Source organism: Pseudomonas kitaguniensis, assembly GCF_009296165.1.
Classification (GTDB): Bacteria; Pseudomonadota; Gammaproteobacteria; order Pseudomonadales; family Pseudomonadaceae; genus Aquipseudomonas; species Aquipseudomonas kitaguniensis.
This window is the reverse complement of record NZ_VUAZ01000070.1, coordinates 1-10,013: the sequence shown is the minus strand read 5'-3', so window position 1 is coordinate 10,013 and position 10,013 is coordinate 1. Positions and strand designations below refer to the sequence as shown.

Below are 10,013 nucleotides of genomic sequence, written 5' to 3'. Positions count from 1 at the left end.
TCGCGATGCAGACACCTCGGTGTGTCAGGCACACCCGGTTGACGCCATCGCGAGCAAGCCCGCTCCCACAGTTTGATGGGCGTCCATCAGTCAGGCATGTTCTCTGAGGTCACGATCAGCGGCGGGATATGCACCCGATGCCGTACCGGGTCGAAGCCTTCTGCGCTCTGCAATTGCACCAGTAATTCCACCAGCGCGGTCGCCGTCTGGCGTGGCTGTGAATCCATCACCACATCGATCAGGCCCTGGCTCAGCGCCTGGCGTGACAGCTCGGTGGACTCCTGCAAAATGCAGCACAGCGCCGGGCGCTTGGGCAATTGCGCGAGGGCACTGATCACGCCGTCGCCGCCGCCGCCCACTACGCATACGCCGCGCAGGTCGGTGTGGCGGGTGAGCAGGTCGAGGGTGGCTTCTTCGGTAATGTCGCAGTTGTCCAGGTTGATCAGCGGGTCCAGCGGTTTTAGCCCCGGCGCGTGTTCGGCCAGGTAGCTGTGCAGGCCTTCGACACGCGCCTGATGGCCAAGAAACCGATGACCGCCGAGCAAGATCCCGACGCTGCCTTTGCGCGCGCCACAGGTGCGTGCCAGCAGCCAGCCCATGGTGCGCCCGACCACATGATTGTCCTGGCCCACGTAGGGCTCGGCGGCTTGCTCATGGATAGCCGAGAGCAGGGCGACCACCGGCACGCCGGCTTCGCGGATTTGCGCGAGGGTGGCGTTGATCAGCGGGTGGGCAAAGCTGACCACGGCGAGCGCGTCGCACTGCACGGCCAGTTGTTCTATCTGAGCGACGATGGCGCTGGGGCTGCGGTCAACGATGTAGTCGAACTGGCAGGTCAGGTTGGCCGTGGCGTGGTGGTGCGCCGCCTCGCTGATCGACTGCGCAAGGTTGGCATAGAACGCTTGGGCGGTGCCCAGCAGCAGAATGCCGAAGCGGTAAGTCGGACGGCGTTCGCGAATGCGCTGGCCGATCAGCCGCGCGGCAAAGTAGCCCACGGCTTCGGCAGCCTGGAACACTTGTTCAGCGGTGCCTGGGTTGACCGGTGCGCGCGCGTTGAGCACCCGGTCGACGGTGGCCACACTGAGGCCCGCATGGGCGGCGACGGTAGCGATGGTTGGGCGTTTATTGTTGTGCATGACAGGCCCCTTATGCGTCTTGATGGAAAACCATCAAGCTGCGCTGGGCCTGGATGATAGCTTGATAGGGAATGGATTCAAGGCCTTGAGGCTGATTTAGCCGCGCTCTATCTTTTGCTTCGCACAGCCTCTGAAACCCCACGCTTGCGGAGAACAATAAGAATGCCTGAACACACCGCTCATCCCACCCGTCGCGACTACAGCCTCACCGGCCCGGAAGCCGCTCGCGCGGCTCAAAAAGGCCTGGTCTCGGCCAGTTGGTACCAGTCGCCGATCTCGCGTAAACGCATGAAAGAACTGATGCAGCGCCGCGACGGCCCGGCGTTGCTCGACACCGCGCTCTGGGTGCTGGCGCTGCTGGCGAGCGGCTTCGGCGGTTACTGGTTCTGGGGCACATGGGCCTGTGTGCCGTTCTTTGTAGCCTATGGCGTGCTGTATGGCACCGCCTCTAACCCGCGCTGGCATGAAACCGGCCATGGCACCGCGTTCAAGACCCGCTGGATGAATGACGCGCTGTATCAGGTGGCGAGTTTTATGTGCCTCTTCGAACCGCATGTGTGGCGCTGGAGCCATGCCCGACACCATACCGACACCATCGTGGTCGGCCGTGACCCGGAGATCGTCGAGCCGCGCCCGCCGAGCCTGCTGCTGATGGGCCTGAGCCTGTTCAATTTGCCGCTGGCGTGGAAGACCTTCAGTGGCGTGGCACGCCATTCGATCGGCAAGATGAGTGCTCAGGAGCAGGACTTTATCCCTGAGTCGGAGTGGCCCAAGGTGTTTCGCGCAGCGCGTATCTGGGTCGCCATTTACGCCGTTGTCATCGGCGCGGCGTTGTACCTGCACAGTGGGTTGCCGCTGATGCTGGTGGGCCTGCCGAGTCTTTACGGTGCCTGGCTCGGTTACCTGTTCGGCCTCACCCAGCACGTCGGCTTGGCCGAGGATGTGCTCGACCACCGCAGCAATTGCCGCACGATCTACATGAATCGCGTGCTGCGCTTTATCTACATGAACATGAACTACCACCTTGAGCACCACATGTACCCGATGGTGCCGTACCACGCCCTCGCGCAACTGCACCAGGAGATCCGCGACGACTGCCCGCCGCCTTACGCGAATATGGTTGAGGCGTTTAAGGAAATCATCCCGACGCTCTGGAAGCAGCGCAGCGACCCGGCGTATTTCGTGCAGCGCCCGTTACGCACGCGCCCTGAACCGGCCGCAGATGCCGCTGTGCATGCAGACGCCTGCGCGCGCTGATACCTCCCAATTACAAGAGAAAACGCCATGAACGATCAATGGATCGATGTCTGCGCCGTGGGCGAAATAGACGAAGAAGATGTGCTGCGCTTCGACCACGGGCCGCACACCTACGCGGTTTACCGTTCCGCCGATAACCAGTTTTTTGCCACCGATGGCCTGTGCACCCACGAGAAAATTCACCTCGCCGACGGCCTGGTGATGGACCACATCATCGAGTGCCCCAAGCACAACGGGCGCTTCGACTACCGCACCGGCCAGGCGATGGGCGCGCCGGTGTGCATCAACCTCAAGACTTACCCGGTGCGGGTCGAAGCGGGGCGGGTGCTGCTCGCTGTCACGGCGTGATGATGAATAACCCGCTGATTATCGTCGGCGCCGGCCATGCCGGTGGCCGCGCAGCACTGACCCTGCGCGAAGAGGGCTACACCGGGCGCGTGATCCTGATCGGCGATGAGCCGCACTTGCCCTACGAGCGACCGCCGCTGTCCAAGGGCGTGTTGCAGGGCACCATGGACCTGGCAGGCTGCAGCTTGCTCGACAGCGCCCGGCTTGCCGAGTTGGGCATCGAGCATATAGCGGGTAACCCGATGACCCGGTTGCAGCCGCACGAGCATCGCCTGCAATTGGCCGATGGCCAGTGGCTGCCGTATGCCGGCTTGTTGCTGGCCACCGGTGGCAGGGCGCGGCGTTTGCCCGCCAACCTGGCGCACGTGCTGTACCTGCGCACCCATGATGACGCGGTGGCCTTGCGCAGCGCGTTACGCCCCGGCGCACGGCTGGTGATTATCGGTGGCGGGTTTATCGGCCTCGAAGTCGCAGCCAGCGCCCGAGCCTTTGGCTGCGCAGTGACGGTGCTCGAAGCCGGGCCGAGGCTGGCGGGCAGGGTGCTGCCGCCAGTGATTTCGCAGGCGCTGCTGGACCTGCATCGCCAGCACGCAGTGGACGTGCGTTTGAACGTGGTGGTAGAGGCCATCCACGCCGACGCCGTGCAGTTAACAGGCGGCGAGCACGTGCCGTGCGACTGGGTGGTGGTCGGCATCGGCATGCAACCGAATATCGAATTGGCCGTGGCGGCGGGGCTGGAAACCGGGCAGGGCATTCGCGTCGACGCGCAGTTGCGCACCAGCGCGCCGGATGTGTACGCGGCGGGCGACGTCTGCGAGTTCAGCGTGGGCGGGGTTTATCAGCGTCAGGAAACCTGGCGCAACGCTGAAGCTCAGGGTCGGCATGCCGCGCTGAATCTGCTCGGGCGTGAGCTGGCGTTCGAGGCGCTTCCGGGGTTCTGGTCCGATCAGTACGACTGGGGCTTGCAGACGGTGGGCGCGATCACCGCGCTGAGCGTCAGCCGGCCATTGCCTGGCGCTGGCCTGCTGCTGTTCTACCTCGACCCCGACCGCCGTTTGCAAGGCGCCTGCGGCTGGGCGCCGGGCAACAGCGTGGCCAAGGAGATCAAACTCTGCGAACGCCTGATCAGCGCAGGCACGGTGCTCAACGAGGCCAACCTGGCCGACCCCGACCTGTCCCTTAAACAGTTGCTGCGAGGCTGATATGCGCCAATTTGTGGTATTCCAATCTCTTTGGGCCATGCAAACCGAGCCCGGCCCGCTTGAGGCGCAGCTTGACCGAATTGTCGCCGCAGGCTTTGACGGCATCACCGACCATTACTGGAAAACCGCCGACGTGCAGCGCCTGCACGCCGCCGCCAGCGCCAGGGGTTTGCAGATCGAAGGCCAGGTGTTCCCGCAGTCGGTGGACGACCTCGCCGCCGCGCTGGAAGTGATCAGCCGCTATGGCTGCCACCACCTCACCCTGCAAGCTGATGTGCGCCCGCGCACGCAGGCCGAGGCGGTGCGGCTGATCGAAGGCTGGCAGCGCCTGGCCGAGCAGGTGGATTTCCCGATTCTGCTGGAAACCCACCGCTATCGCCTCACCAGCGACTTGCTGTTCACCCTCGACCTGCTGGCGCAGATGCCCGACCTCAAACTGCTGGCCGACTTGTCTCACTACGTGGTCGGCGCGAGTTGCCCGAGCCTGGCGCCTTGGAAGACGACGAGCAGATCCGCACGATCCTGCGGCATAGCTGGGGCTTGCACGGTCGCGTGGCCAGCAGCGAGCAGGTGCAGGTCTCGCTGGATTTCCCCCAGCACCAGGCCTGGGTGCAGCGTTTCACCGACTGGTGGCGCTACGCGATCGAAGACTGGCTGCGCCGCCCTGACGCCTCGCACAGCCTGTCCTTCACCTGCGAGTTAGGCCCGCCGCCGTACGCGATCACTGACGCGCAGGGGCGTGAGATCAGTGATCGCTGGGCACAGGCATTGAAGATGAAAACCTTGATTCGCAAGGTCTGGGACGATTGTTGTGCAGCACGCTAGCGCCTATAAGAAGCCGGTGCTGACCGCCACAATCAAAAAGACCCCCAGCAACGCGCGATAGATCACAAACGGCCAGGTAGAGAACCGCTCCAAAAACCGCATCAGCCCCCAAATCGCGAAGAACGCCGACACGCTGGCGACCACCAGGCCGAAAAGCAAGTGCGGCCAGGCATGGGCGGGCAGGTCGGTGTGCAGCAGCACCCACAACTCTTTCAAGCCGGCGAGGGCAATCGCCGGCAGGCCAAGCAGGAACGAGAAGCGCGCCGCTTCTTCGCGCTTGAAGTTCAAAAACAGTGCTGCGGTCAGTGTGGAGCCGGACCGCGAGACACCGGGAATCAGCGCGCCGATCTGTGCAATACCCACTATCAGCGCATCGCGCAGGCGCATTTGGCTCACGTTACGGGTGTGCCGCGCGCGCAGCTCGGCGGCGGCCAGCAGTACCGCCATGACCACGCAGGAAATGCCGATCACCATCAGGCCGCGCAACGGCGAATTACAGCTGTTCAAAGTCGACGACAGCGCCAGGCCCGCGATACAAATCGGAATGGTCGCCAGCACAATCGCCACCGCCAGCTTGAACCACTGGTTGTCGTAATCACCTTGGCGCACGGCGCCGATGCTGCCGCTGACCACTTGGCGCACATCGCGCCAGAAGTAACTGACCACCGCCGCGAGTGCCGCCAACTGCATGGCAGCCGAAAACGCCGAACCCGGGTCTTGCCAGCCGAGCAGGGCAGGCACCACACGCATGTGCGCGGTGGACGACACCGGCAACAGTTCGGTAATGCCCTGGATCACGCCCAGGATGAAGATCTGCAGGTAGTCGAGGGAAGCAAAGCCCACATCCAGGCCGGCGGAACAGACGTTTGTCACAGTGCATGTCCTTGAAATAAAGAGTCTTTGAAAAAACGCAATGGGCGAAGTTTATTCTAAATGTTTCAAGATTTTGGACGTGGCCGGACAAATCCGCAATCGGTTCAGCAAACAGAAAGGTTATGCAATGTATTGGCCTGCGCGGGCATTTTGTGAACAATGGCGCCTTGCCTGTTTTGACCGAGAGCCCAATGCCTGAAACCACCGTCGAATTGATCCAGACCGGCCCTGAAGCGTCTGAGCTGATCCGTAATCTTTACCAGTACTACGCCTATGAATCGTCGGACTGGGAACAGGAAGACGTAGAAGCCGATGGCCGCTTTTATATCCATGACGAGCACCTGACACGCTACTGGCAGGACCCGCAATGGAGCGCCAACCTGCTGCTGGTGGACGGCTCTATCGCTGGCTTCCTGCTGATTGAAGGCAGTGAATTACCCGGCATCGATGCGCTGGAGCTGGCCGACCTGTTCATCCTCAAGCGCTATCGCCGCAAGGGCATTGGCCGTGCCATCGCCACGCAGGTGTTGAGCAGTGGCCAGACCCGCTGGCTGGTACGTTTTTTTGACCAGGATGAAGTGTCCCAGGCGTTCTGGAGCGCAGTGCTGGACGACTTGCCGTGCTCGGTGCAGTCAATCGAGCTGGAGGATGACCCGCAGTTGGTGAATTACTTGATTACGCGGGCGGCGCTGCATTAAACGCCTGCTGCATCGCTTGGGGTGGCTGCCCGAATGCGCGCAAAAACGCCTGGCGCATGCGCTCGCGATCACCAAAGCCGGTTTCGCGGGCCACCACTTCAACCGGGTGCCGGCTGGTTTCCATCAACGCCCGCGCCGCTTCTACGCGCAACGCTTCGATGGCCTTGGCCGGGGTTTGCCCGGTTTCTTCACGAAACACCCGGCTGAATTGGCGCGGGCTGAGCCGGGCCACTTCCGCCAGGGCTTCCACGGATAAGTCATGGGTTAGATTCTCGCGGGCATAGGCCAGGGCCAGTTGCACGCGGTCGGATTTGGGGTCCAGTTCCAACAACGCCGACAGCTGCGACTGCTCACTGCCTCGGCGTTGCGCGATCACCAGCTTGCGCGCGATACGCCGCGCCAGGTCGCTGCCCAAGTCGGCCTCGACCATCGCCAGTGCCAGGTCGACCCCGGCGCTCATGCCGGCCCCCGTCCACACTTGCCCGTCGACCACGAACAGCTTGTCGTCTTCCAACTGGATATGTGGGTAGCGCTTGCGGAACGCCGGGGCGTGAATCCAGTGGGTGGTGGTGCGTTTGCCCTCAAGCAAACCGGCTTCGGCCAACACAAAGATGCCCATGCACAACGAGGCCACACGTCGCGATTGCGCGGAGGCGGCCTTGACCAGTTCGAGCAGGTTGGCTTCCGGCAAGCGAAATTCCAGGTAGCCGCTGACGATCAGCGTGTCATAACCCTGCGCGCGTATCGGCGAGGTATTCACGGAAAAGCCCTGAGAGGTCATGACTGCGCCGCCGCTCTCCGACACCAGGTGAAATTCATAAGCCGGCTCGCCGCGCAGCAGGTTTGCGCACTCGAACACCGAGCCCAGGCTGAGGCTCAACGATTGGAAGTTCGGGTAAACCATCAGCGCAACGCTGTGCATCGTTATTCTCCAGGGGCACGGGAGGGCAGATTGTCGGCGGCTGCCGCGTAAACGGCAACTGACTTTGCGTGATGTCCGAAATCCTTGCGGATATGACATTGTTGAAGTTTTTCTCGACGCCTAAGATTCCCTCAACGAACTAGACGACTGGTCTAATCGGTGGGGAGCAAGCATGAACAACGAATCCAAAAGTGCACGCCAGACGATCCTGGACACGGCGCAATTAATTGTTAGCCGTAAAGGGTTTTCTGCGGTGGGGCTGAACGAAATACTTCAAGCCGCCGATGTGCCAAAGGGTTCGTTTTATCACTACTTCAACTCCAAAGATGCGTTCGGTGTTGTATTGCTCGATACCTATTTCGACAACTATGTGCAGGGTATGGAGCAACTGTTCAAGCAACCCGAACTGTCCGGGGCCGCCAAGTTACTGCGCTATTGGCTCTCTTGGATCGATAACCAGACCGGCTGCACCGACGCGGGCAAATGCCTTGCCGTCAAACTGGGTGCCGAGGTGTCAGACCTCTCAGAGCCCATGCGTTTGGCCCTGCAGCGCGGCACCGCACGCACCATTGCGTTGCTTGCCGAGGCCTTGCAGCACGGGCTCGAAGACGGCTCGCTGACGATTGAGCAAGACCCGCAACACCTGGCCGAACGCCTGTATGCGTTGTGGTTGGGGACCAGCGTCATGAGCAAGATCACCCGAACACCCGCGCCTTTTGAAGAGGCGTTACAGCTGACCCGGCACTTGTTGGGTTGCCCTGAAAACACTGACATTCACATCGATCGAGGCACTGGAAAATGAAAGTATTAATGGTACTGACCTCTCACGACCAGCTTGGCGATACCGGCAAAAAAACCGGCTTCTGGCTTGAAGAATTTGCCGCACCCTATTATGTGTTCAAGGACGCCGGCGCTGAATTGGTGCTGGCATCCCCGGCCGGCGGCAGCCTCCGCTGGACCCGGTGAGTGATGCGCCGGACGCGCAAACCGAGCAAACCCGGCGTTTCGCCGCGGACCCGGCGGCGCAGCAAGCCCTGGCCAGCACGTCAAGCTGGACACAGTTAACGCCGACGATTTCGACACCGTATTTTACCCAGGCGGTCATGGTCCGCTGTGGGACCTGGCGGAGTCGAGCACGTCCATCGCGCTGATCGAGTCTTTCGAGCGCGCCGGCAAGCCCATCGGTTTTGTCTGCCATGCCCCCGGCGCATTGCGTCACGTCAAGGCCGTGAATGGCGAGCCACTGGTCAAGGGCCGTCGCGTCACCGGTTTCTCGAACAGCGAAGAAGCGGCCGTGGGCCTGACTGATGTGGTGCCGTTTTTGATTGAAGATGATTTCAAGGCACTCGGCGGCCATTATGAAAAGGGCGCTGATTGGCAGTCCTTTGTACTTGAAGATGGTTTGCTGGTCACCGGGCAAAACCCTGCCAGTTCCAGCGATGTCGCCAAGGCGCTGCTGAAACTCACCGCTTAACGTTAATTAATCGCTGTATTGATTGGCGGCTCGCAAGAGCCGCCAATGCTTTAGTGCGCCCTGAAGATGGAATGTTTCACATGAATAACAGCAGTTTAAATACCCCGGTCAAACTGGGCCATCACACGTTGAATAACCGCGTGGTATTGCCGCCGCTTACGCGTCAACGCAGCGCGCAACCGGGTGATATTGCCACCGACGTGATGGCTGAGTATTACCGCCAGCGTGCCACCGCAGGTTTCATGGTCAGCGAAGGCACGCAGATCGAGCCGCGTGGCCAGGGTTACGCCTGGACGCCAGGTATTTACACACCCGCGCAAATTGACGGCTGGCGTAAAGTCACCGATGCAGTGCATGCCGAAGGCGGGGTGATTTTTGCCCAGCTGTGGCATGTCGGGCGTGTGTCGCATAACGCGTTGCAGCCTGACGGCGCCGCACCCGTCGCGCCGTCTGCGATTGCCGCCGAGCAAGCCAAAGCGTTTATCGAAACCGGGCCTGGCGTGGGTGAACTCAAGCAGCCGCCCGTACCCCGCGCATTGAGTGCGCTGGAGATCGAAGAGTTGGTGGGGCTTTACGCCCAAGCTGCGCGCAATGCGTTGGACGCAGGCTTTGATGGCGTCGAAATTCACGCGGCCAACGGCTACCTGGTTAACCAGTTCATCTCGGCCCACGCCAACCAGCGTGACGACGAATACGGTGGATCGTTGCACAACCGCCTGCGTTTTCTGCGCGAGATCGTCGAAGCGGTCACCGCCGTAGTCGGCCCTGAACGCCTCGGCGTGCGTTTCTCACCGCTGTTCAGCGGCACCGACGAAGACCGGGTGTACATCGGCCTGGTGGAAGAAGACCCGCACCACACCTACATCGAAGCGATCAAAGTGCTGGAAGCGTCGGGCATCGCCTACGTGTCCATTGCCGAAGCCGACTGGGACAATGCGCCGGTGCTGCCCGATACCTTCCGTGAAGCCGTGCGTAGCACCTTCAGCGGGCGGATTATCTACGCTGGCCGTTACACCGCTGAGCGCGGGGCGGCACTGGTCGAGGCGGGGCTGGCGGATCTGATCGCATTCGGCCGCCCGTTCATTGCCAACCCAGACCTGCCGCAGCGGATTTTTAATGGCTGGCCGTTGAATCCCCTGAATGCCGAAGGCTTGTACGGCGGCTCGGAGCGCGGCTATACCGATTACCCGACTTACGCCGAATAAAGCACGGCGGCCTGAAAGCCGACCTGAGTGGTTGAAGCAGATCAAGGGCGGCTTTTGCATACACGGCAGATCT

Annotated in this window: 9 protein-coding genes and 2 pseudogenes; 8 read left to right on the top strand and 3 right to left on the bottom strand. The window is 61.7% G+C overall.

All coding sequences use genetic code 11. The features are described 5' to 3' along the window. Positions 1 to 86 precede the first annotated feature (86 nt). Complete coding sequence (locus F0169_RS13105; protein WP_122252411.1) at positions 87 to 1,136, bottom strand: LacI family DNA-binding transcriptional regulator; 1,050 nt, start codon at positions 1,134 to 1,136, stop codon at positions 87 to 89. Positions 1,137 to 1,298: 162 nt separating this feature from the next. Here F0169_RS13105 and F0169_RS13100 point away from each other — a divergent pair, with 162 nt between their 5' ends. From F0169_RS13100 to F0169_RS13085, 4 genes and pseudogenes are all read left to right on the top strand, one after another. Next, on the top strand, positions 1,299 to 2,393 hold the full coding sequence (locus F0169_RS13100; protein WP_152746770.1) for a fatty acid desaturase family protein: 1,095 nt from the start codon (positions 1,299 to 1,301) through the stop codon (positions 2,391 to 2,393). Between the two features lie 27 nt (positions 2,394 to 2,420). Further along, on the top strand, positions 2,421 to 2,741 hold the full coding sequence (locus tag F0169_RS13095) for a MocE family 2Fe-2S type ferredoxin (protein WP_058413229.1): 321 nt from the start codon (positions 2,421 to 2,423) through the stop codon (positions 2,739 to 2,741). 2 nt (positions 2,742 to 2,743) lie between these two features. Further along, positions 2,744 to 3,943, top strand: coding sequence for an NAD(P)/FAD-dependent oxidoreductase (locus tag F0169_RS13090; protein WP_152746769.1), 1,200 nt, complete (start codon positions 2,744 to 2,746; stop codon positions 3,941 to 3,943). 1 nt (position 3,944) lies between these two features. Continuing rightward, positions 3,945 to 4,768: pseudogene (locus F0169_RS13085) on the top strand (sugar phosphate isomerase/epimerase family protein). A gap of 3 nt (positions 4,769 to 4,771) precedes the next feature. Here F0169_RS13085 and F0169_RS13080 read toward each other — a convergent pair. After that, positions 4,772 to 5,641, bottom strand: a complete 870-nt coding sequence (locus F0169_RS13080) for an undecaprenyl-diphosphate phosphatase (protein ID WP_172979434.1) — start codon at positions 5,639 to 5,641, stop codon at positions 4,772 to 4,774. A gap of 191 nt (positions 5,642 to 5,832) precedes the next feature. Here F0169_RS13080 and F0169_RS13075 point away from each other — a divergent pair, with 191 nt between their 5' ends. Continuing rightward, positions 5,833 to 6,339: a GNAT family N-acetyltransferase gene (locus F0169_RS13075; RefSeq protein ID WP_058413270.1), complete on the top strand. Its 507-nt coding sequence runs from the start codon at positions 5,833 to 5,835 to the stop codon at positions 6,337 to 6,339. On the opposite strand, the gene F0169_RS13070 is transcribed toward F0169_RS13075, so the two are convergent. Next, positions 6,317 to 7,261 carry a GlxA family transcriptional regulator gene (locus tag F0169_RS13070; protein ID WP_058413225.1) on the bottom strand — a complete coding sequence of 315 codons (945 nt, stop codon included), beginning with the start codon at positions 7,259 to 7,261 and terminating at the stop codon, positions 6,317 to 6,319. The two genes, F0169_RS13075 and F0169_RS13070, sit on opposite strands and share 23 nt — an antisense overlap. A gap of 172 nt (positions 7,262 to 7,433) precedes the next feature. Between F0169_RS13070 and F0169_RS13065 the strand changes: the two genes are divergently transcribed. The 3 genes and pseudogenes from F0169_RS13065 to F0169_RS13055 all read left to right on the top strand — a co-directional run bounded on the left by F0169_RS13065 (position 7,434) and on the right by F0169_RS13055 (position 9,940). Next, positions 7,434 to 8,063 carry a TetR/AcrR family transcriptional regulator gene (locus F0169_RS13065; protein WP_152746768.1) on the top strand — a complete coding sequence of 210 codons (630 nt, stop codon included), beginning with the start codon at positions 7,434 to 7,436 and terminating at the stop codon, positions 8,061 to 8,063. Then, a pseudogene (locus F0169_RS13060) lies at positions 8,060 to 8,735 on the top strand (type 1 glutamine amidotransferase domain-containing protein). The gene F0169_RS13065 and the pseudogene F0169_RS13060 overlap by 4 nt, the downstream one beginning before the upstream one ends. Before the next feature lie 80 nt (positions 8,736 to 8,815). After that, complete coding sequence (locus tag F0169_RS13055) at positions 8,816 to 9,940, top strand: alkene reductase (protein WP_152746767.1); 1,125 nt, start codon at positions 8,816 to 8,818, stop codon at positions 9,938 to 9,940. The last annotated feature ends 73 nt before the right edge of the window (positions 9,941 to 10,013 follow it).

Coding starts and splice junctions, on each gene's coding strand:
- F0169_RS13105 (WP_122252411.1), bottom strand. CDS start 1,136: ATGCACAACAATAAACGCCCAACCATCGCTACCGTCGCCGCCCATGCG.
- F0169_RS13100 (WP_152746770.1), top strand. CDS start 1,299: ATGCCTGAACACACCGCTCATCCCACCCGTCGCGACTACAGCCTCACC.
- F0169_RS13095 (WP_058413229.1), top strand. CDS start 2,421: ATGAACGATCAATGGATCGATGTCTGCGCCGTGGGCGAAATAGACGAA.
- F0169_RS13090 (WP_152746769.1), top strand. CDS start 2,744: ATGAATAACCCGCTGATTATCGTCGGCGCCGGCCATGCCGGTGGCCGC.
- F0169_RS13075 (WP_058413270.1), top strand. CDS start 5,833: ATGCCTGAAACCACCGTCGAATTGATCCAGACCGGCCCTGAAGCGTCT.
- F0169_RS13070 (WP_058413225.1), bottom strand. CDS start 7,261: ATGCACAGCGTTGCGCTGATGGTTTACCCGAACTTCCAATCGTTGAGC.
- F0169_RS13065 (WP_152746768.1), top strand. CDS start 7,434: ATGAACAACGAATCCAAAAGTGCACGCCAGACGATCCTGGACACGGCG.
- F0169_RS13055 (WP_152746767.1), top strand. CDS start 8,816: ATGAATAACAGCAGTTTAAATACCCCGGTCAAACTGGGCCATCACACG.